Below are 20,562 nucleotides of genomic sequence, written 5' to 3'. Positions count from 1 at the left end.
CGGCGGTCTCCTGCCTGAGTCAAGAATGAGCGGATCTTGAGTCAAGGAGGCCTCATGACCATCGACCAACCCCTGCGCGTCTCGCGGCGCGCGATCCTGGCCGCCGGTGCCATCGGCGGCGTCACCCTCGCCGGGGCGCCACTCACCGCCCGGGCCAACCCGCCCGGGCGCCCTGATGATCCCCGGGCCCTGCCCGAACCGCTGCGCGTGCCCGAAGCCATCGGTGCGGGCGGTGCGGTGTCCAGCGTCGATCCCTATGCCAGTGACGTCGGCATCCAAATCCTCCGCCGCGGCGGCAACGCAGCCGATGCTGCCATCGCCATGGCCGCGACGCTCGGGGTCACCGAGCCGTTCTCGTGCGGCATCGGTGGCGGCGGGTTCTTCGTCTACTACGACGCCCGCCAGGGCAAGGTCGCCACGATCGACGGCCGCGAGACCGCGCCGATGTCGTTCACGGAAACGGTCTTCACCGACGGCGCCGGTGGCGCGCTCAATTTCGCCGAGGTCGTCAGCTCCGGCCTCTCCGTCGGCGTTCCGGGCACGCCCGCGACCTGGGAACTCGCCGCCCGCCGCTTCGGCACCCGACCGCTGGCGGTTCTGCTGCAACCGGCGGAGCAGATCGCCCGTCAGGGCTTCGTGGTGGACCGGAACTATGCGAACAACGTGGCCGGCAACGCCGAGCGCTTCGCCAAGTTCCCCGAGACCGTCCGGGTTTTCATGCCGGGTGGACAGCCACCGACCGTCGGCTCGATCGTGCGCAACCCCGACCTGGCCAGGACCTATCAGCGGCTGCGGACCAAGGGCATGTCAGAGCTCTATCACGGCTCCATCGCCGAAGCGATCGTCGCGGAGGCCCGCAACCCCAGCACAGCTGCCGGGATTGCCGTGTTCTCCGGTCAGCTCACCCTCGCCGACCTGCAGCGCTATGCCGCCCGGGTCCTCGCGCCCACGCGAAGCAACTACTACGACCACGAGGTCTTCGGGATGGGCGTGCCCAGCTCGGGCGGCATCGCGGTCGGGGCGATCCTGAACCTCCTGCAGGCGTACGCCCATCGCACCGGCATCCCCCTGTCGGACGTGGATCCGGTGCAGTACTACCACCGCTTCTCCGAGGCCTCCGCCACCGCATTCGCCGACCGGAACCGCTGGGTGGGAGACGTGCCGGACGTGCCCGTCGGAGAACTGCTCAGCAAGGGATTCGCCGGCGAGCGGGCGTTGCTGTTCGATCCGCAGCGGGCTCAGTCACGGCCCATCCCGTTCGGCTATCCCGACGGGGACTATGAGGATCCGACCAAGATCGGCGAGCGCCAAGGGGAAGTGCGAGAGGGAGTCTCGACCACACACCTGAACGCGGTCGACCGATGGGGCAACGTGGCGTCGTACACCCTCACGATCGAGCAGACCGGCGGCTCCGGCATCACGGTTCCGGGCCACGGTTTCCTGCTCAACAACGAACTCACCGACTTCAACTTCGTGCCCACCACTCCGGGCGTGCCCGACCCGAACCTGCCCGGCCCCGGGAAACGGCCACGCTCGTCGATGAGCCCCACGTTGGTGTTCGAGGACGGGCGTCCGTTGCTCTCCGTCGGCACGCCGGGCGGCGCGACAATCATCACGACAGTGGCCCAGATCATCATCGGCTATCTCGACCGCGGCTTGTCCCTGGTCGACGCCATCGCGGCACCGCGGCTCAGCTCCCGCAACGGCACCGAGAGCACTGACGGTGGCCTGGCCGAGAGTGAGATCGGCGCCGGACTGCGAGCCCTCGGCCACACGCTGAGCGTCTCGACCTCCATCGGCCTTGCCTCCGGGATCGAGATCCGCGGTGAGCAACTGACCGCGGCTGCCGAGACCGCACGGGGCGGCGGAGGCGCAGCACGCGTCGTGTCCTCGGCCGATCACGGCAAGCCGGGTCGGGGCCACGGCCGTGACAACGGGAAGAACAAAGGGAAAGACAAGGGCAAGGACCACCGAGGTCGCCCCTGACGCCTGACCCTTGTTCGCCGCGTCTCCACGCTCGGGGGCGCGGCGAACCCGGTCCGTGGTCCGGTCGAATGCCGAGTCGGCACCGGGTCAGCGGCGGGTCTCCAGGAAGTCGGAGATCCGACCGATGGCCTCGGTCAGCATGTCGGTGTCGGGCAGGGTCACGAGCCGGAAGTGGTCGGGCTCGAACCAGTTGAACCCACGTCCGTGCGTCACAAGGATGTGTTTGGCGCGCAGCAGATCGAGCACGAACTCCTGGTCGTCTTCGATCGGATAGACCTCCGGGTCGAGCCGGGGAAAGCAATACAAGGCACCGAACGGCTCCACACAGGAGACTCCCGGGATGTCGTTGAGCAGCTTCCAGGCCAGCTTGGACTGGTCATAGAACCGCCCACCGGGAACGATCAGTTCGTTGATCGACTGATAGCCGCCGAGCGCGGTCTGGATCGCGTGCTGCGCGGGGACATTGGCACACATGCGCATGTTGGCGAGCAGCGTGAGACCTTCAAGGAAGTCCTGGGCCCGCTCCTGAGCACCGGAGACCATCACCCAGCCGGCGCGATAGCCACACACCCGATAGGCCTTCGACAGTCCCGAGAACGTCAGACACAGCACATCGTCGCCGCAGAATTCGGCCGCGTGCCGGTGCACGGAGTCGTCAAAGATGATTTTTTCGTAGATCTCGTCCGACATCACGACCAGATCGTGGCGGCGTGCGATGTCGATCAGGCCCCGCATGGTGGCCTCGGAGTAGACCGCGCCGGTGGGGTTGTTGGGGTTGATGATGACGAGCGCGTGGGTGTTCTCGGTGATCTTCGACTCGATGTCGGCGAGGTCCGGAGCCCAGCCGTTCGCCTCGTCACAGCGATAGTGCACGGGCGTGCCGCCCGACAGGGACACCGCGCCGGTCCACAGCGGATAATCGGGCGCCGGAACGAGGATCTCGTTGGGCTCGTCGACGAACGCCTGCAGGACCATCGTGATGAGCTCCGAGACGCCGTTGCCGATGAAGACATCGTCGACGCTGGTGTGCTGGAGACCCCGGGACTGATAGAACTGCGCCACCGCGGTCCGGGCCGAATAGATGCCCTTGGAGTCGGAATAGCCCTGCGCCGCGGGCAGGTGGTGCATCATGTCGGCGATGATCGACTGTGGCGCCTCGAAACCGAAGGGCGCCGGGTTGCCGATGTTGAGCTTGAGGATCTTGTGCCCTTCTGCCTCCAGACGCTGTGCCTCCGTGAGGATGGGCCCGCGGACGTCATAGCGGACGTGGGCCAACTTGCGGCTCTGGATGATCTTCTTCATGTCTCGGCACCTTTCCTCTGCCGCGCCATTCTGCCCCCTTCGCCGAATCCCGGCACCGCATATGCGGCGGGACGGACTCCGGCGCGTCGCTAGACTCAAACGTGTGGCTTCACCCCTTCGTCGTGCCGTTGTGACCATCGGCGCCCTCGGCCTCGCCGGCCTCACCGCGGTCGGCGGTCCCGCCGTGTTCGCGAAACTCGTCGCCCGTCCGCACACGTTCACGGTCAGTTCCGTGCCACGCACCCCCGTGGCACTGGTGCTCGGCGCCCAGATCTATCCGGACGGCACGCCCTCGCCTTATCTGAAAGGCCGCCTCGACACCGCCAAGCGTCTCTACGACACCGGCAAGGTGCGCGCGATTCTGGTGTCGGGTGACAACGGCGACAGCCACTACAACGAACCCGACGGGATGCGGAATTACCTGGTCCGCAAGGGCGTGCCCGCGACCAGGGTGATCGCGGACTACGCCGGCTTCGACACCTACGACTCCTGCGTCCGGGCCAAGCGGATCTTCGGCGTCGATCGGCTGACGATCGTGACGCAGGGCTATCACCTGCCCCGGGCGATCACGACCTGTCGTCTGGTCGGTGTGAACGCCGAGGGCGTTGGTGATTACACGACCAACTTCGGCCCGGTGTGGCGCTATGGCCAGGTCCGTGAGCTCGGCGCCAACATGAAGATGGTCGTCGACGTCATCACGCGGCGTACGCCCACGCTCGGCCGCTATGAATCCTCCGTCGACGAGGCGCTGGCACGCGGCTGACACCTCCCTGAGGGAACCTCAGCCGCGATGCTCCAGGTAGTACTCGATCAACGACCGCGTCGACGGATCCTGATCATCCATCGCCTCGCGATCGCCACCCACAGCCGGGGTGATCTCCTTGGCGAGCTGTTTTCCGAGCTCCACACCCCACTGATCGAACGAGTCGATCCCCCAGACGATGCCCTGGGTGAACGTGATGTGCTCATAGAGCGCGATGAGCTGACCCAACACCGACGGGGACAACTCGGGCGCCATGATCGACGTCGTGGGTCGGTTGCCGGGGAAGACACGGGCAGAGACGATCGCCTCTGGCGTACCTTCGGCCTGCACCTCAGCCGACGTTTTGCCGAACGCCAAGGCCTTGGTCTGGGCGAAGAAATTGGCGAGGAAGAGTTCGTGCACGTCCGCGCCGCCGTCCACGATCGGGTGGGTCGGGTTGGCGACCGCGATGAAGTCCGCGGGCACCAACTGCGTGCCTTGGTGGATGAGTTGATAGAACGCGTGCTGGCCATTGGTCCCGGGTTCGCCCCAGAACACCTCGCCCGTCTCGGTGGTCACCGGCGACCCGTCCCAACGCACCCGCTTGCCGTTCGACTCCATCGTGAGCTGCTGCAGATAGGCGGGGAAGCGATGCAGATACTGCGCATACGGCAACACGGCGTGGGTGGCGGCCTTGAAGAAGTTGACGTACCAAACATTCAACAGACCCATGAGCGCAGGCACGTTGCCGTTGATCGGCGTCGTGCGGAAATGCTCGTCCATCTGATGGAAACCGTGCAGGAACTCGGCGAACCGCTCCGGCCCGATGAACACGGCCACGGCCGTGCCGATAGCCGAGTCCACCGAATAGCGTCCGCCGACCCAGTCCCAGAAGCCGAAGGCGTTGGCGGGATCGATGCCGAACTCGGCGACCTTGTCCAGCGCGGTCGACACGGCGACGAAGTGCGCGGCGACCGCGCGGCCCGCCGCCTCGTCGGTCTCGCTGATCGCGCCCTTGGCCCGCAGCGACTCCAGCAGCCACTCGCGTGCCATGCGCGCATTGGTCAGTGTCTCGAGAGTGGTGAACGTCTTCGACGCGACAATGAACAACGTCGTCTCGGGGTCGAGACCGAACGTCTTCTCCACCACGTCAGTCGGATCGATGTTGGAGATGAACCGGCACTGGAGTCCCAGCTGCCCGAACGGCTTCAGCGCCTCATAGACCATGACCGGGCCCAGATCCGATCCGCCGATGCCGATGTTGACGACGGTTTCGATCCGCCGGCCCGTCACGCCGCGCCACTCGCCGGAGCGCACCTTGTCCGCGAAGCGATAGACCTTGTCCAACTCGCCGTGCACGTCGGGAACGACGTCGCGACCCTCGACCTCGAGCGTCGCGGACCGCGGCAGACGCAGAGCTGTGTGGAGCACCGAGCGGTCCTCCGTCACGTTGATCCGCTCGCCGCTGAACATGGCCTGGATCCGGTCCCGCAGGCCCACCTGTTCAGCCAGCTCGATGAGCGCACGCGTCACGTCCGGGGTGAGCAGGTTCTTGGACAGATCGACATGCAGATCGCCGGCGGTGAAGGTCAACGCCCGCACGCGCCCGGGATCGGTGTCGAACCAACCGCGCAGGTCGGGCGTGAAATCGGAGTGCAGTCGGGTCAGGGTCTGCCACGCAGGAGTCGTGGTGGGATCCACGGGCGTCGAGTTCATGCCCCCACCTTAGGACCGTGGCCGGCGGCTCGCAGGAGTACGTCGATTGCCAGCCCCTCCGGGTCGCCGCGACCGGCACTGGGTCGCGCTCTGCGGCAGGTGTAGGTTCGGGTCTATGGCCGATCCGACCGTGCGGCACCGGGGTGCGACCGCTGACGAGCCAATGGAACCGGTGGAGCTGGCGGAGATCCGCATCGCCCGCCGGCGCCCGGAGGCCCACCTCTGGCAGCCGCTCACCGCGGGAGCGGAGTCGGAGTTCCGCGTGGATCTGGAACGCCTGCGGTTCGCGCCAGCATTCGCCCGCCTTGCTGATGTCACACAGGTCGTGAACGCGGACTCGACCGAAAGCGTGTTGCACAACCGTCTGAGCCATTCGATCAAGGTGACGGCTTTGGCCCGGTCGCTGTCGGTGGGCGTACGCAAGGTCGCCGACCCGCTGGCAGTCGAACGGTGGGGAGGCCTCGATCATGTGGTGGCCCAAGCGGGCGCGGTCGCGCACGATCTGGGGCATCCGCCCTTCGGCCACAACGGCGAACGCACCCTGGACCGGCTGGCCCGGGAGGACTTCGGCCTCGCCGACGGCTTCGAGGGGAACGCCCAAACCTTCCGGATCATGACCGAGTTGGAAGTCCACGGCGACGGGGTCGACGGGCTCAATCTGACGGCTGCCGTGCGGGCGGCGGTCTTGAAATATCCCTGGGGCCGTCACCACGTGCCCAACCCGCACCCGGCGGCTTGGCCGGATCCCCCGCGGGGCGCCAACGCGGGCGCGCACGGGTCCGGCGCAGCGAAGTTCAATGCCTATGTGCTCGACCTCATTGAGATGACAGAGCTGATCGACGGATTCCAGCTGCCCCCGGGTCGGCAGACTCTGGAGTGCTCGGTGATGGATCTCGCCGACGACATCGCCTATTCCCTGCACGACCTGGAGGACTTCCACCGCTCGGGTGTCCTCCAGTTTTCCCCGATCTCGGGGGAGTTCCGCGCCTGGCTGGCCGATGCCCGCCAGTGGGCCGCGATGCCCGCGGATGAGCTCTCCAAGCTGTGGCGACGCCCGGGAGCGGGCCTGGAACGGATGCGCCGCAGCGCGGCGGAGAAGGACGGCTGGGTCTATGACGACGAGGTGTTCCGCGAGGCCGTGACGGTGATCGGCGAGGAACTCGTCGACGGGATGTTGGTGACGCCCTATGACGGTTCCCGATCGGCTGATTCGACGATCTCCGACTTCATCGGTCGCTGGATCGACAATTTCACGTCAGCGCTGCTGATGAATCCCTCGCCGACTTGCTCCCGGGAACCCGTCATCACCGTCCGTCCCCTGGCGTGGCACCAGATCCAGGTGCTGAAGTTCGTGCATCAATACTTCGTCCTCCACCGACCCGACCTCGCCATGGTTCAGCGTGGCCAGTCCATGGTGTTGGCCGAGTTGGTGCACACCTTCGACGCCTGGCTGTCCGACCGTTTCGACGCCCGCCGCGCACCCAGAAGACTGCTGGAACTGGTCGAGTTGGCCGAACAGGGCTATCACCGGGTCCGCGAGACGCATCCGGAATGGCTGGACGGGCACACCGGCGCCTCGGAAATCGCGCGAATGGCCCGCGGACGTGGGGTGATCGACTATGTGGCGGGATTGAGCGATTCGCAGGCGTTGGGGTACGCCGCGCGGCTCGGCCCCAGCTCTGGTGTCCTGTGGGCGAGCGGTGTGCTCTGAACCGAGCGGGCAAACAAAAAGCCCCCGCGCTGGCGGGGGCTCGGTGTGAGAAGGTCAGCGAAGACCGGCGCGCTGTGCCGCGATGATGAGTTCATCGCGCATCGCCGGCGACGCGGCGTTCTTGATCGCACGCTCCATCACTCGGTTGGCGCGAACGGAGGCACGACGCTTGCGGAGGCTGCTGGCGAACGACATGACGTGATCAGATCCTTTGGAAATGAGAGCGGGCGGAACCAATGGAAGCGTTTTCCAATCGGTAAACCAAGCATATCCCAATACCACACAATTCCCCGAATCGCGTTCCACCCTGCCTAAGAACATTTTGTGAGATCCCGATCACGTGATGCTTCTCACATCAGAGCCCCGTCCGCAGAGACCGGGGCCGTGGCGTCTGGAGACGGGCAAGGCCCGCGTCCCCATGCCTGGGGAGCGGGCCTTGGCCGAGAGCTGCAGCGCGCAATCAGCGAACGCTGATGTGCACGTGGTCGCGGTGGTTGGCGGTCGCGGAGCCGCGGTCGCTCATCATCCGCCAGCCCTCGCCCGCGCGCTGGGTGGTCCAGATGCGCTGGTTCCAGATGACCTCGGTGATGCCGTAGCGGCCGGCGTTGGCTCGGGCCCAGTTCGCGACGGCGTCGCCAACGGCCTGGTTCGACGTCATGGCGTCGATCGCGCGCCCGGACGGGTGCTCGGCGTCCCAGTCGGCACGCACGCCGCCATAGGAGCCGATAGCCGGGAAGTTCGCACAGAGTGCCTGATGCACAGCCTCGGTGCGGGGCTGCAGACCCCGCAGCGGGGCGCAGTTGCCGCTGGTCCGCGGGGCCGGCTCAGCAGCCGCAGCGGGAGCGGACGAGCGGCTGCTGGTCGCCGGGGCGGCCGCACGGCTCGGGGCCGGGGCGGACTTGGAAAGATAGCTGGAGGAGATCCACCCGGTGCGGTCGCCGACCTTCACCTGGGTAAAGCCATTGCTGGTCCGGCCGGTCACGCCGACGGAGTCGCCGTGGGCAGCGGAAGCGACCCGCTCGCTGGCGGCGCTGGCCTCGGAGCGGACGTTGACGGCAGCCGTGGTGAACATCCGCCCGGTGACGGCCGCACTCTCGCTCGGCTCCGGTGAGGTGGACATGGCCGTCAAGGCCTTGCTCTCACCGCGGGGTGCTGCTTCCCCCTCGGGCTCTTCGGTCGGCGCCTCGGCAGCCTTGGCGGCTTCGGCATCCGCCGCCAGGGCAGCATCGATAGCCTCGGCAGCGCGGTCTGCGTTGCGGGACACGGACTCCGCGTCACGGGACGGCAGCGCGGCGGCGGGCGCCGGCACAGCGCTCACACTCTGGGTCTCGGCACCCTTGGGCGCCAGGCCACCGAACGCCAGGCCCGAGGAGACCGCCATAACCAGCACAGCCGGGAGAGCAAACTTCCGCACGCCTGCGCGGAAGGCCCCGACGCCGCGCTCCTTGGGGGAGCTTTCGTCGGCAGCGCTCACAGCGCGCTGGGGCAGATGGTCGCGATTATCGTCAGACAAGGGTCTTCGCCTTCTTGAGATCAGATCGTTATCTTCGCGAAAAGTTAAACACGGGTTAACGACGTCTCAAAGTTGGGACCCCCAAAAATGGCACACTCTTCTGGCTCGTCAGACGCGATCGCCGTTCCGCCCTCTGGCGAAATCCACGATGAGGATCGCGAAAGTGTGGATGGCTCGCCGGATCGTCTCCGTCTCCTTGGTGTGCAGATGCATGACCGCGTTGCCCTCGATGAAGGTCAGCACCAGCCACGCCAGGTCACGAACGTCCGCCACGGTGATCTGGTTCTCGTGGATGGCGTCGAGGATCTGAAAGGCGCGCACGATGAGCTCCAGGCTGAGCTCGAGGCGGCGCTGGCCGAAGTCCTCCATCCCCGGGGTGCGGAGGGCATAGTTCAACAGTTCGTAGTAGGCGAGATCCTCATCCGGATGCTCCACCGCCCACTCGAAGGTGCTCAACAACATGAGCTCGACATTGCGATAGATGTCTTCTGTCAACACCGGGAAACGCTGGCTGTCACCGGCGTCGGCGATGACGCGTTCGACGAGCTCCCGCATGAACTCCTGCTGGGACTCGAACACATAGTGGAAACTCGCCAGTGGCATCCCTGCCTCGGCACAGATCGCACGCGTTGTCGCCGCGGGCACACCGCCACGAGCAATCACGCGAAAAGCCGCGTCAAGCAATCGCTCACGTCGAGTGGCCGGGGACATGCGCTTCACGGTTGCTCCGTCGGGTATAGAGGGTTGCACCCGCACACTATTGTTCGGATTACCGCACTCGCCCCGCACCTTCCATCCAGGGCGAAGTGTCGGCGAATTTTTCCTTCATATTCTCTCAGGGAGTCCTCTTGTCAGCACAGCCGGAGACCGCGCAGGACAGTTCCCACAAGGGGCGAATCGGATGGGGTCTGGCGTGGGTGCTCAGCTTGGTCCTCGCGTTCATCCTCGGTCACCAGATGGGCTCCGGACAGGACTCGACGACCGGCACCGGTGTGCCGCCGACGCCACCCGCACCCACCGTCCAGCAGACCGAGCAGCAGGCTGCGCCCACGCAGGATCCGGCCGTCATGGACCTGTTGCGCAAGCTGCCGCGGCGCGCTGCGGATGACCCGCTCGCGAAGGGGTCGGTGGACGCGAAGGTGGTGTTGACGGAGTGGTCCGACTATCGCTGCCCCTACTGCGCCCGATGGGCGACTCAGACGCTGCCGGAGTTGCAGCGCTATGTGGACGACGGGACCCTGCGGATCGAATATCGGGACATGGCGGTGCTCGGGCCGGAGTCCGTCACCACGGCGATCGCGGCGCGATCTGCGGCGCAGCAGGGCAAGTTCTGGGAGTTCTACAACGTCGTCTTCGAACGCCTCGCCCAAGGCGGTCAGCCTGACCACTCCGTGCCCGCGCTGATCGAACTCGCCCGCACGGCGGGGGTGCCGGATCTGGCCCGGTTCGAGGCCGATCTCGCCGACCCCGCCCTCCAGGACGCGGTGGCGACCGATTCGCACGAAGCGCAGCAGATGGGGATCACGGGGACACCGTTCTTCGTCGTCAACACCACGGTCATCAACGGTGCCCAGCCGACCCAGGAATTCATCGCCGCGATCGAGGCCCACGCGAACGAGTGAGGGCATCCGACGCGAGCGTGCGCGCGGTTTCGCGAGCAGGTCAGGACAGCGTCATGAACAGCTTCTCCAGCTCCTCCTCGGTGAGGAGCTCGTGGCCGGGCGCGGTTTCCCCGGCGATCGATTCACGAAGCGTGCAGGCCATGATCTTGAAGCCGGCGCGGTCGATGGCCTTGGAGACTGCGGCGAGTTGGGTGACGACGTCCCGGCATTCGCGACCATCCTCGATCATCGTGAGGACAGCGGCGAGCTGACCTTGGGCGCGACGGAGGCGGTTGAGCACCTGCTTTCGGCTGGCTTCGTCCTTGATCATGGCGGTCCCTTCTGTCCAGTGTGATGAGTGTACCCGCCCGGGTATATCCCGATCACCCGCAGGACTCCTCGCGACCCCTCTCCTCTTATACCCTGATTCGCACGGCCAATGGCGGCCACAAGCGTGCCTCAAGAAGGAGGATCCATGGGTTTCATGGACAAGTTGCGCAACGAGTTCGTCGACATCATCGAGTGGCTCGACGACTCACGCTCGACGTTGGCGTGGCGCTTCCCGCGCTACAACAACGAGATCAAGAACGGCGCGGAACTGATCGTCCGTGAGGGTCAGGAAGCGGTGTTCGTCTATCGGGGTCAGCTGGCCGACAGGTTCGGCCCGGGTCACTATCAGCTGACGAGCGAGAATCTTCCGATCATGTCCACCCTCCAGGGCTGGAAGCACGGGTTCAACAGCCCCTTCCGGTCCGAGGTCTATTTCATCAACACGCGTCCGGTGACCGATCTTCGCTGGGGCACGGCCAACCCGGTGACCGTCCGCGATCCCGACTTCAAGATGGTCCAGGTGCGGGCGAACGGCCTGTGCGTGGTGCGGGTGATCGATGCCGCAATTTTCCTGCGCCAGGTCATCGGCACCGACGCCTCGGTGGACATCGACGAGATCGCGGAATTGCTGCGTCGGGTGATCACCCTTGCGTTCTCCGACATGATCATGGAGACGCGTCTGGGTGTGATCGATCTGCAGGGTCGGCAGGTCCAGCTCGCGGAGCAGTTGCGGGCGTTCACTGCGGAACGGGTGGATGACGAATACGGTCTCGCGATCGACTCCATCACCCTCAACATCTCTCTCCCCGAGGAGATCACGCAGGCGATGACCCGCGGCGTGGCGCGGGGTGTCGAGGAGAGCGGCTGGGTCAACAACCTGGGCGACATGCAGCGCTATCAGCAGGCGAAGGCGGCCGACGCGATGTCGGCGGCAGCCGGGAACCCCGGCGGTTCGGGGATGATGGGCGACATGCTCGGCGCCCAGATGGGCATGATGCTCGGGCAGCAGATGAACCAGCAGATGCAGCCGGGTTACGGTCAGGGCCAGCAGGGCGGGTTTCCGGGTTACCCGCAGGGGGGTACGCCGGCCGCGCCGCCTCCGCCCCTGCCGACCGCCGTCACCTATCACGTGGATCAGGGCGGACAGGCGACCGGGCCGTTCAACGTGCAGCAGCTCCAGCAGGCGCTGAGCGCCGGCCAGCTCACGGCCTCGACACTCGTGTGGTCGCAGGGCATGGCCGGCTGGACCCCGGCGGGCCAGGTCCCGGCGCTCGCCGGTCTGTTCGCGGAGCCGCCGCCCCTGCCGGGCACGCCTCCACCGCCTCCCCCGAACGCCGGCAGCCCGTCATGAGCGCCGTCCCACCTCCCCCGCCGCACAGTTTCGGCGGACCGCCTCCCCCGCCCGCACAGGGCGGACCGGGATATGGGCCTCCCCAAGCCGGGCAGGGTTACGGGCCACCTCCCCAGGGCGGCGACGGGTACGCACCTTCACTGCCCCCGCAGCAGGCCGGCCCACCACGGCCGGCATCCCCACCGCAGCAGTTCGCCGCACCGCCCACGTATGGCGCTCCGGAGACCTACGGATCACCGGCGACCTATGGGCCGCCGCCGGAGGCGTACGGTGCGCCGCCCCCCATGCCGAGCCCGGACGCGATGCCCGCCCCGCCGCCGCTGGGCGACCCGGGCCCCGACCGGGCGGCACTGCACTCGACCGAGGTCACCCGCACCTATCCCTGCACCGCTTGCGGGGCCCAGTTGGTGTTCGACCCGAGATCCGGTCAGTTGCGCTGTCCGAGTTGTGGCACCCGCTCGGACGTGAGCGGATCGACGGCGCCGATCCAGATCGTCAAGCACGACCTGGCCCAGGCGACCCGAGCGATTCGCGCGGCGGCCGCGCTGCCGACGGCGCTGGAGCGGGAGGTCGTCTGTCAGGCGTGTGGCGGGCGGACGTCCTTCACCGGGACCCTCACGGCGACCCGGTGCCCCTATTGCGCGACCCCTGTGCAGCGGGACGACCTGAAGGACGTCCCGAGCCGCCTGCCGGTCGACGGCATGCTGCCGTTCCGGGTCGACGACAGAACCGCCCGGGAGAACATCGAGAAGTGGATCAATTCCCGCTGGTTCGCCCCGAAGGAGTTCAAGTCCTATCGCGAGCTCGGCTCATTCGAGAGTGTCTATTTGGCCTACTTTGCGTATGACGCGCACGCCACGGCGACCTATTCCGGGCGTCGGGGCGACAACTACCAGGAACGGGTCCGGGATGGGGACGGCTGGAAGACGGAAACGAAGACCCGGTGGCGCAACGTGTCCGGCACCGTCCAGCAGGATTTCCGCGACTTCATGCAGTGGGCCAACGACGGGCTGAACGAATCCCATGTCGCGGCACTCGAGCCGTGGCCGCTGCAGGAAGCAGTCCCCTATTCACCCGAATATGTCGCGGGGCACCTGGGTCGCACCTACGACATGGACGCCGACGAGACGTTCGGCAGGCGCGCCCGGGGCAAGTTGGAATCCCGCGTCGAGGACACGATCAAACGTGACATCGGCGGGGATCATCAGCAGATTCGGCACAAAGACGTGCGCTTCGACGCCATCGCGTTCGCCCACGTGCTGCTGCCGGTCTGGCTGCTGACCGTGACCTATCAGAGCAAGCCCTATCAGGTGCTGATGAACGGCGTCACCGGCGAGGTCCAGGGCGAGCGCCCCTGGAGCAAGGTCAAGCTGGCGCTCGCGATCGGTGCCGGCGTGCTGATCATCGCCGCCCTCGTCGTGTTCATCCTCGCGATGCAGAACTAGGGATCGGAGCAGGGGGACCTTCGGGTCCCGCCTGCCTCCCCTGGCATCCGGTCAGCGCAGTTCGATCGTTTGGAGCATCTCGTCGACCGGCGGCAGATCGTCGGCGTGGCACAGCGCTCCCGAAGCCAGCATGGCGTGGATGAAGAACCCACGTTCGAGGAAGTTGCGGGCATCGTCCGCGGTGCCGCCGGCGCGTTGGACAATTTCCACGATCTCGTTGATCACCCGGCGGGATTCCTGACCGATCGCCGGCACATACGACGAGGTCAAGGCCTGGAAGATCATGAGCAGGACTTCCGAGCGGTCCTCAAGCATGTCGCGATAACCGGCACCGAGGGAGGCCATGGAATAGGGCTCGTCAGGGTTCACGTTGGCGTTGAGCAGTTCCAGCACTTGTTCGGAGGCTCTGCGGTGGGCCGCGATGAACGCGTTCTCCTTGTTTCCGAACACCTGGCTGATCCGTGGCTGCGAGACACCTGCCTCGGCGGCAATGTCCGCCAAGGTGCTGCCGCCGAATCCCTTGCGCGAGAAGGCCCGGATAGCGGCGTCGATGATCTCCGCTCGACGGTCCGTCTGTGGGGCTGTCGAAGTGGTCACTTGCCCAGAATAGTCCAAGAATCCTCTCTTCAATATCGATAAGGAGACGTAGGAGTTGAGGGCAGGCGTCGCAGGGTCCGGCATCGACACCGATTTGGTTGCGAAGTTACCGCTCAGTACGCATACTTGTGTTACTCAACAGTAGGTTCGTCCCGATGGAGTGACCATGACCCACTATCAGTCCAACCTTCGCGATATCCGGTTCAATCTTTTCGAGGTCTTCGGGCGCCAAGACCTGCTGGGCAGCGGTCCCGCCGAGGACATGGATCGTGAAACAGCCGAAACAGCGCTCGCCGAAATGGACCACCTCTGCCGGACAAAGTTGTCCGATGCGTTGCTGGAGGATGACCGCAATCCACCGATCTTTGATCCTCAAAGCCATTCCGTTTCAATGCCGGAAACGACCAAGATGGCGTACAAGGCCTATATGGACAGCGACTGGTGGCGACTGGAGCTGTCCGAGGACTTGGGCGGCGTGGAAACACCGCCATCTCTGCGCTGGGCCGTGCTGGAGCTGATCCTGGCCGCGAACCCTGCGCTGTATATGTACTCCGCCGGCCCCAAGTTCGGCCAACTCGCCCATCAGCTCGGCTGCGAGCGGGACAAGAAGATCGCCCATCACATGGTGGAGCGCCAGTGGGGCGCGACCATGGTGCTGACCGAGCCCGATGCGGGTTCCGACGTGGGCGCCGGCCGCACCAAGGCGTTCCCGCAGGCCGACGGCACTTGGCACATCCAGGGCGTCAAGCGCTTCATCACCTCGGGTGAGCACGACCTCACCGAGAACATCATGCATCTCGTGCTCGCGCGGCCGGTCGGCGTTGACGGCGCCGGAGGCCCGGGCACGAAGGGCCTGAGCCTCTTCCTGGTCCCGAAGCATCACTTCGACGTCGAGACCGGTGAGCTGACTGGTGAACGCAACGGGGTCTTCGCGACCAACGTGGAGAAAAAGATGGGCCTGAAGGTCTCCACGACGTGCGAGCTCACCTTCGGCGGGACCGACGTGCCGGCTGTGGGCTGGCTCCTCGGGGAGGTCCACAACGGCATCGCCCAGATGTTCCACGTGATCGAGCATGCGCGCATGATGGTCGGAACCAAGGCGATGGCCACCCTGTCGACGGGTTATCTGAATGCGCTGGAGTACGCCAAGACGCGCGTCCAGGGCGCCGATCTCACCACCCCGGCCAAGGATGCCCCACGGGTGACGATCACCCATCACCCCGATGTGCGGCGCTCCCTCATGACGCAGAAGGCGACGGTGGAGGCCCTGCGGATGCTGGTGATGTTCACGGCCGTGCAGCAGGACAAGGTCTGGCTCGCCGGGCATGAGGGCCGCGAGGACAAGTCGGCGGAAGCCGTGAACGACCTGCTCCTGCCGATCGTGAAGGCGTACTGCTCGGAACGCGCCTGGCTCCTCCTCGGCACCGAGTCCCTCCAGACCTTCGGCGGTTCGGGCTTCCTGCAGGACTATCCGCTGGAGCAATACGTCCGGGACGCCAAGATCGACACTCTCTATGAGGGCACGACGGCCATCCAGGGCCTCGACCTGTTCTTCCGCAAGATCGTCCGTGATCGCGGCCGTGCCGTGCAGACGGTGTCAGCGGAGATCGAGGCCTGGCTGGAGACCGAAGGGCCGCTGACCGAGGAGCGGGCGCTGCTCGCTCGCGGCGCCGAGGACTGTGCCCTCATCCTGGCCACGATGACGCAGATGATGATGGCGGTGCAGGAGCGTCCGACCGAGCTCTATCGGGTCGGGCTGAACACCACTCGCCTGTTGATGTGCCTCGGCGACCTCCTCTGCTCCTGGCTCCTCCTCCGTGCCGGTGAGATCGCCCAGGCCGCTCTGGACGAGGGTGGACTGTCGGACAGCGACCGTGACTTCTATACCGGCAAGGTCGCCGCGGCCAAGTGGTTCGCCCGCACCCAGCTCCCGCGGCTCACGGCCGAACGCAAGATGGCCGAGGCAGTGAACCTGGAGGTGATGGAGATTCCGGAGGCGGCGTTCTGATCGTGGTGGTCACCCAGCTCGGGTTAACTCCTCAGTAACAGTCGGTGCCAACCCTTGCGGCGGCTCCCGGGCATGCGAGAAGTTGTCCCGGAGCCCCGTGCGGACGCGCAGCCCGTGCGGATCGCGCTGGGGGATCGAATCATCGGGCGTCCGCTCGAAGCGGCCGCCGGTTCTGTCCCATCACCGCAAGGAGAACCCATGCAGATCCGTCGCCGGATGGGTGGGGGCGCGTTCGCGTGTGCGATCGCCCTCACCGCCGGAACCCTCGCGCAGACTGCCCTGCGTACGCGGCGCCGGTTCCCGGTCTCGAGGGCACGACTCGCCCGGTGATGCAGTCGGCGTCGTACGCCTCGCTGATCGGCAAGATCGATCTCGGCCTCAACGCAGAGGGTCAGGTCGACTGCTATGCGATGAGCAACAACGCAGTGACGATGTCGAACGCCGACGCGCTGGCTTATCCCCGCGCGGCCGCGGTCAAGACGCTCGTCGACCAGACGCTGGCCCAGGCCCAGGTCATCGGCGCACAGGTCGTCGGCAACGCGTCCGCCCCGATCACCCGCGGGCTGTCGGGCACCGGTGACAACCGCGCGGTCGAGTCGACCATGACGAACCTCGTCGCCCAGATGTTCCGCGAGCAACTCGGCAGCAACGATCCCGAGTTCATCGGTGTCCAGAACCCGGGTGGCACCCGCGCCGACTTCGACGCCGGAGAGATCACCTATCAGGAGGCAGCGTCGATCCTGCCGTTCGCGAACACCCTGATGACGACCCAGCTCACCGGTGCGCAGGTGAAGACCATGCTCGAGCAGCAGTGGCAGCGGGATGCCGCGGGCAATGTCCCGTCGCGGCCGTTCCTGGCGCTGGGGCTGTCGGAGAACGTGACGTACACCTATGACGAGTCCCGCCCTGAAGGTGACCGCATCACGTCAATCACCGTGAACGGTGCGCCGATCGACCCGGCGAAGCTCTACACCATCGGCTCCGGTTCGTTCCTCATTTCCGGTGGCGACAACTTCCGGGTGATCGCCGACGGCGTCAACGCCCGGGACACCGGTCGTGTCGACCTGGAGGCCTGGGTTGACTGGATCCGAGCGCAGGAAACCGTTTCCCCGGACTATGCACGTCGGGGCGTTTCGGTGAGCCCGCTGCCGACCGAGCTCGTCGTCGGCGCGCCGGTGACGATCGCCGTGGGTGTTCCCCAGGGCACCACAGCCCTCGACACCCTGGACATTCACACCGGCACGGTCAAGAACACCCAGCTCGAGGCCGTGCTGATCCTCGGGGGCACCGAGATCCCGGTCGGTTCGGCCGCCGTGGTCGACGGCCAGGTCGCCGCGCTCGAGATCACCGTGCCGGCCGGCACGGCTCCCGGTGCGGGCACACTCGAACTGCGCGCCTCCGCGTCCGGCACCCTGATCACCATCCCCGTGACGGTCACCGGCGGCACCACGGAGCCGACGCCGACCCCGACACCCAAGCCGGACAACCCCAACAAGGGTCCGGGCAACAACAGCGGCCACGACAACCCGAACCGTGGCCCGGGCAACAACAGCGGCCACGACAACCCCAACCGCGGCCCCGGCAACAACAACGGGCAGGGCCCGGGCAACAACAAGGGCCAGGGCAACACGGGGAAGGGTGAGGTCAAGAACGCTCGCTGACCCGATCTGCCGGGCTGCGTCCCGGACGGGCTGATGCAGAACCGTTCATGCTGAACACGCGCGGCGCCCACCTTCCGATCAGGAGGTGGGCGCCGCTGCATTGGGTGGCGGTTCGCGCAGAAAGTGGAAAAAGGCACCTCAGTCCACGCCCGTACGCGGGACTGCGCGACACCGACGCGTGGTCAGCAGGACGGCAATGGCCTCGGAAACGGCAGAATGCAGGGCATGTCCTACAGCAACTCCGGATACTCCAGCAACCAGCCCGACCCCAACCAGGCCTGGGGCAACAACCCCAACCAGGGCTGGTCGGGCGACGACCAGAACCAGGCGTGGGGCGACACCGACCAGACCCACCCCACGTCCCAGTCCTCGGCGGGTTATCCCAGCTCCCAGTCCTCCGCGGGATATCCCAGCTCCCAGTCCTCGGCGGGATATCCCAGCTCACAGCCGTCGGGCGATTACGGGGACTCCCAGCAGATCGCAGCGAACCAGCACGGCGCCTATGGGGCACCGGGCGGATATCCGGCCCAGGCCGGTTTCCAGCAACAGGACGCTCACTCCGCACCGGGTGCCCAGCCGACCCAGGACGCCTATGGCCAGCAGGGATACGGCCAGGGATATGGCCAGCAGGGTGCCTACGGCCAGCAGGGCGTCCACCCCGCAGGCGCCAACCAGTGGTCCACGCAACGCAATGAGGACAGCTTCATCAAGGCCATCTTCGACTTCGGCTTCACCCGCTACGCAACCCCGTCGGTGGTGAAGATCCTCTACATCCTCGGCATCGTGGTGGGCGGGCTGGGCTGGTTCCTGTCCGGCCTGTTCTGGATCCTGATCGGTGGCGCTGCCTCGGCGTTCAACCCCTATGGAGGCGGTGGTGGCGGCGGCATGACCTTCATGGGTGTCCTGGCCTGGATCTTCGGCCTGATCCCGCTGTTCTTCTGGATCATCGGGCTGCGCGTGACGCTTGAGTACGCGCTCGCCACGGTCCGCATCAACCAGGACTCGAAGGTGATCCGGGAGAAGCTCGAGGCCTGATCCCTGGCCCGGGGCCCGGCGACCATGCGTCGGGCCCTGGGACAATCCTGCGAGGACGGTTCGGCCTGACCAGCAGAGTCGGGCCTCCGCCCGAGTAGGCCGTCAGAACAGCAGCGCCTGGCCGGGGTCTGCGAGGATCCGAGCGACGTCGGCAAGGAACAGCGACGATCCCTCGCCGTCCATGAGGCGGTGGTCGAACGACACCGCCAGCGTCGTGACCCACCGTGGCTCGATGCGCTCGTCCGCCCCTTCACCGACGACCCACGCCCGCCGGGCGATCTGACCCAGCGCGAGGATCCCGGCCTCGCCGGGGTTCAGGATCGGTGTGCCGGAATCGATCCCGAACGGTCCGACGTTCGTGATGGTGAACGTGCCCCCGCTCAATTCGCTCGGCTGCGTCCGACCCTCCTTCGCCCGCTCTGTGGCCTCGTTCAGCGCGTGCGCGAGTTCCAGGAGCTCCATCGATGCGGCGTCCGGGATGTTGGGCACCAGCAACCCGCGCGGTGTCGCCGCGGCGATGCCGAGGTTGACCCGGCCGTGATAGACGATCTCCTGCGCTTCTTCGTCCCAGGACGTATTCATCTCAGGCGTCCGGCGCAGAGCCAGACACACGGCCTTCGCCACCAGCAGCAGGGGCGAGACCTTCACCTCCCGGAACTCCCGGCGCTTGCGGATGCGCTCCAGCAGTTCCATCGAGGCCGTCACATCCAGGGTGACCCATTCGCTCGCGTGCGGGGCGGTGAATGCCGACGAGACCATGGCCGCGGCGGTGGCTTTCCGCACGCCCCGGATCGGTTCCCGCCGGTCCTCCAACCCTGGATGGCGATGCCGGGCCCCGCCCGCTGCCGCTCCGGATGCGGCCGGCGCCGGCGCAGCCGCCCGCGCCTCGAGGTGGGCATCGACGTCCGCGCGCGTGATCACCCCACCGTTGCCCGTCCCGGTGAGCTGGGTGAGGTCCACGCCGCGGTCCTTCGCATATTTGCGCAACGGCGGCTTCGCCAGGACTCTATTCGCCGACACCCGCGGCGGATGGTCCTGCTGGGCGGGCTGGCCCGGCTCGGGCAGCCGCTCACCCGACGCCACCCCGGTCGCGGGCTTCAACGGCTCGCGCGCATCCGACGGTCGCCCCACCGGCCCGGGGCTGTCGAAGGTCGCCTCGGCCTGCTCGTGAGCGGCAGCTGCGCCGGCGTCCGGCTCCCGGGTGCCTCTGCGGGTCCGCCGTTTCGTGGCCCCTTCGGTGGGGCCATAACCGACGAGGTTCGGTGTCCGTCCCGACTGCGCCGACTCCTCGTCGCCCGACCCGTCGTCGATGCGGATCAACGGCGCCCCCACCTCGACCGTCTCGCCGACCTGAGCCAGGAGAGCATCCACCCTGCCCGCCCAGGGAATCGGGAGCTCGACGAGCGACTTGGAAGTCTCGACCTCCACGACGATGTCGTTGATCTTCACCTCGTCGCCCTCCGCGACCAGCCAGCGCACGATCTCGGCCTCGGTCAGTCCCTCGCCGGGGTCGGTCAGGTTGAAGGTCTTCACGGCGTCCTCCGGTCGGTCCGCATCATGCGAT

The 20,562-nt window shown here is 66.7% G+C and carries 18 protein-coding genes; 10 read left to right on the top strand and 8 right to left on the bottom strand.

What is annotated here, in order from left to right; all coding sequences use genetic code 11:
- Positions 1-54: 54 nt before the first annotated feature.
- Positions 55-1,986: a gamma-glutamyltransferase gene (gene ggt / locus ACQ260_RS11030; protein ID WP_432559481.1), complete on the top strand. Its 1,932-nt coding sequence runs from the start codon at positions 55-57 to the stop codon at positions 1,984-1,986.
- Positions 1,987-2,073: 87 nt separating this feature from the next.
- Here the strand turns inward: ggt and ACQ260_RS11025 are convergent, their stop codons facing one another.
- On the bottom strand, positions 2,074-3,288 hold the full coding sequence (locus tag ACQ260_RS11025; protein WP_432559480.1) for a pyridoxal phosphate-dependent aminotransferase: 1,215 nt from the start codon (positions 3,286-3,288) through the stop codon (positions 2,074-2,076).
- A 103-nt stretch (positions 3,289-3,391) separates the two neighbouring features.
- On the opposite strand from ACQ260_RS11025, the gene ACQ260_RS11020 reads away from it, so the two are divergent.
- On the top strand, positions 3,392-4,051 hold the full coding sequence (locus ACQ260_RS11020; protein ID WP_432559479.1) for a SanA/YdcF family protein: 660 nt from the start codon (positions 3,392-3,394) through the stop codon (positions 4,049-4,051).
- Between the two features lie 18 nt (positions 4,052-4,069).
- Here the strand turns inward: ACQ260_RS11020 and pgi are convergent, their stop codons facing one another.
- Positions 4,070-5,746, bottom strand: coding sequence for a glucose-6-phosphate isomerase (pgi, locus tag ACQ260_RS11015; RefSeq protein ID WP_432559478.1), 1,677 nt, complete (start codon positions 5,744-5,746; stop codon positions 4,070-4,072).
- 115 nt (positions 5,747-5,861) lie between these two features.
- Between pgi and ACQ260_RS11010 the strand changes: the two genes are divergently transcribed.
- A complete protein-coding gene (locus ACQ260_RS11010) occupies positions 5,862-7,457 on the top strand; it encodes a deoxyguanosinetriphosphate triphosphohydrolase family protein (RefSeq protein WP_432559477.1) in 1,596 nt (531 codons plus the stop codon).
- Positions 7,458-7,511: 54 nt separating this feature from the next.
- Here ACQ260_RS11010 and ACQ260_RS11005 read toward each other — a convergent pair whose 3' ends face one another.
- The 3 genes from ACQ260_RS11005 to ACQ260_RS10995 all read right to left on the bottom strand — a co-directional run bounded on the left by ACQ260_RS11005 (position 7,512) and on the right by ACQ260_RS10995 (position 9,681).
- A complete protein-coding gene (locus tag ACQ260_RS11005) occupies positions 7,512-7,652 on the bottom strand; it encodes a hypothetical protein (protein ID WP_432559476.1) in 141 nt (46 codons plus the stop codon).
- 265 nt (positions 7,653-7,917) lie between these two features.
- The gene (locus tag ACQ260_RS11000; protein WP_432559475.1) at positions 7,918-8,970 is read right to left on the bottom strand and encodes an SH3 domain-containing protein; all 1,053 of its coding nucleotides are present in this window, start codon (positions 8,968-8,970) and stop codon (positions 7,918-7,920) included.
- A 108-nt stretch (positions 8,971-9,078) separates the two neighbouring features.
- On the bottom strand, positions 9,079-9,681 hold the full coding sequence (locus ACQ260_RS10995; RefSeq protein WP_432559709.1) for a TetR/AcrR family transcriptional regulator: 603 nt from the start codon (positions 9,679-9,681) through the stop codon (positions 9,079-9,081).
- A 137-nt stretch (positions 9,682-9,818) separates the two neighbouring features.
- On the opposite strand from ACQ260_RS10995, the gene ACQ260_RS10990 reads away from it, so the two are divergent.
- Positions 9,819-10,592, top strand: coding sequence for a DsbA family protein (locus tag ACQ260_RS10990; RefSeq protein ID WP_432559474.1), 774 nt, complete (start codon positions 9,819-9,821; stop codon positions 10,590-10,592).
- A 40-nt stretch (positions 10,593-10,632) separates the two neighbouring features.
- Here the strand turns inward: ACQ260_RS10990 and ACQ260_RS10985 are convergent, their stop codons facing one another.
- On the bottom strand, positions 10,633-10,902 hold the full coding sequence (locus tag ACQ260_RS10985; RefSeq protein ID WP_432559473.1) for a metal-sensitive transcriptional regulator: 270 nt from the start codon (positions 10,900-10,902) through the stop codon (positions 10,633-10,635).
- A 144-nt stretch (positions 10,903-11,046) separates the two neighbouring features.
- Here ACQ260_RS10985 and ACQ260_RS10980 point away from each other — a divergent pair, with 144 nt between their 5' ends.
- A complete protein-coding gene (locus ACQ260_RS10980; protein WP_432559472.1) occupies positions 11,047-12,252 on the top strand; it encodes an SPFH domain-containing protein in 1,206 nt (401 codons plus the stop codon).
- 284 nt (positions 12,253-12,536) lie between these two features.
- Positions 12,537-13,697 carry a TFIIB-type zinc ribbon-containing protein gene (locus ACQ260_RS10975; RefSeq protein ID WP_432559471.1) on the top strand — a complete coding sequence of 387 codons (1,161 nt, stop codon included), beginning with the start codon at positions 12,537-12,539 and terminating at the stop codon, positions 13,695-13,697.
- Between the two features lie 51 nt (positions 13,698-13,748).
- On the opposite strand, the gene ACQ260_RS10970 is transcribed toward ACQ260_RS10975, so the two are convergent.
- Positions 13,749-14,294 carry a TetR/AcrR family transcriptional regulator gene (locus ACQ260_RS10970; RefSeq protein WP_432559470.1) on the bottom strand — a complete coding sequence of 182 codons (546 nt, stop codon included), beginning with the start codon at positions 14,292-14,294 and terminating at the stop codon, positions 13,749-13,751.
- Between the two features lie 166 nt (positions 14,295-14,460).
- Here ACQ260_RS10970 and ACQ260_RS10965 point away from each other — a divergent pair, with 166 nt between their 5' ends.
- The 4 genes from ACQ260_RS10965 to ACQ260_RS10950 all read left to right on the top strand — a co-directional run bounded on the left by ACQ260_RS10965 (position 14,461) and on the right by ACQ260_RS10950 (position 18,998).
- Positions 14,461-16,302: an acyl-CoA dehydrogenase gene (locus ACQ260_RS10965; RefSeq protein ID WP_432559469.1), complete on the top strand. Its 1,842-nt coding sequence runs from the start codon at positions 14,461-14,463 to the stop codon at positions 16,300-16,302.
- 198 nt (positions 16,303-16,500) lie between these two features.
- On the top strand, positions 16,501-16,632 hold the full coding sequence (locus tag ACQ260_RS10960; RefSeq protein WP_432559468.1) for a hypothetical protein: 132 nt from the start codon (positions 16,501-16,503) through the stop codon (positions 16,630-16,632).
- Entirely contained in the window at positions 16,632-17,963 is a 1,332-nt protein-coding gene (locus tag ACQ260_RS10955; RefSeq protein WP_432559708.1) for a bifunctional metallophosphatase/5'-nucleotidase, read from the top strand. The genes ACQ260_RS10960 and ACQ260_RS10955 overlap by 1 nt, the downstream gene beginning before the upstream one ends.
- A 225-nt stretch (positions 17,964-18,188) precedes the next feature.
- The gene (locus ACQ260_RS10950; RefSeq protein WP_432559467.1) at positions 18,189-18,998 is read left to right on the top strand and encodes a DUF4282 domain-containing protein; all 810 of its coding nucleotides are present in this window, start codon (positions 18,189-18,191) and stop codon (positions 18,996-18,998) included.
- 102 nt (positions 18,999-19,100) lie between these two features.
- Here the strand turns inward: ACQ260_RS10950 and ACQ260_RS10945 are convergent, their stop codons facing one another.
- A complete protein-coding gene (locus ACQ260_RS10945; protein ID WP_432559707.1) occupies positions 19,101-20,516 on the bottom strand; it encodes a dihydrolipoamide acetyltransferase family protein in 1,416 nt (471 codons plus the stop codon).
- Between the last annotated feature and the right edge of the window lie 46 nt (positions 20,517-20,562).

It is taken from the genome of Ammonicoccus luteus, assembly GCF_050880385.1.
Classification (GTDB): Bacteria; Actinomycetota; Actinomycetes; order Propionibacteriales; family Propionibacteriaceae; genus Enemella.
The sequence above is the reverse complement of the archived record's forward strand: the minus strand, read 5'-3'. Positions and strand labels throughout refer to the sequence as shown.

Excerpts from the sequence above, each read along its gene's own strand:
- ACQ260_RS10965 (WP_432559469.1), top strand. The coding sequence starts at position 14,461 with ATGACCCACTATCAGTCCAACCTTCGCGATATCCGGTTCAATCTTTTC.
- ACQ260_RS10995 (WP_432559709.1), bottom strand. The coding sequence starts at position 9,681 with ATGTCCCCGGCCACTCGACGTGAGCGATTGCTTGACGCGGCTTTTCGC.
- ACQ260_RS10950 (WP_432559467.1), top strand. The coding sequence starts at position 18,189 with ATGTCCTACAGCAACTCCGGATACTCCAGCAACCAGCCCGACCCCAAC.
- ACQ260_RS10975 (WP_432559471.1), top strand. The coding sequence starts at position 12,537 with ATGCCGAGCCCGGACGCGATGCCCGCCCCGCCGCCGCTGGGCGACCCG.
- ACQ260_RS10955 (WP_432559708.1), top strand. The coding sequence starts at position 16,632 with ATGCAGTCGGCGTCGTACGCCTCGCTGATCGGCAAGATCGATCTCGGC.
- ACQ260_RS10985 (WP_432559473.1), bottom strand. The coding sequence starts at position 10,902 with ATGATCAAGGACGAAGCCAGCCGAAAGCAGGTGCTCAACCGCCTCCGT.
- ggt (WP_432559481.1), top strand. The coding sequence starts at position 55 with ATGACCATCGACCAACCCCTGCGCGTCTCGCGGCGCGCGATCCTGGCC.
- ACQ260_RS10960 (WP_432559468.1), top strand. The coding sequence starts at position 16,501 with ATGCAGATCCGTCGCCGGATGGGTGGGGGCGCGTTCGCGTGTGCGATC.
- ACQ260_RS11010 (WP_432559477.1), top strand. The coding sequence starts at position 5,862 with ATGGCCGATCCGACCGTGCGGCACCGGGGTGCGACCGCTGACGAGCCA.
- ACQ260_RS11005 (WP_432559476.1), bottom strand. The coding sequence starts at position 7,652 with ATGTCGTTCGCCAGCAGCCTCCGCAAGCGTCGTGCCTCCGTTCGCGCC.
- ACQ260_RS11025 (WP_432559480.1), bottom strand. The coding sequence starts at position 3,288 with ATGAAGAAGATCATCCAGAGCCGCAAGTTGGCCCACGTCCGCTATGAC.
- pgi (WP_432559478.1), bottom strand. The coding sequence starts at position 5,746 with ATGAACTCGACGCCCGTGGATCCCACCACGACTCCTGCGTGGCAGACC.
- ACQ260_RS10980 (WP_432559472.1), top strand. The coding sequence starts at position 11,047 with ATGGGTTTCATGGACAAGTTGCGCAACGAGTTCGTCGACATCATCGAG.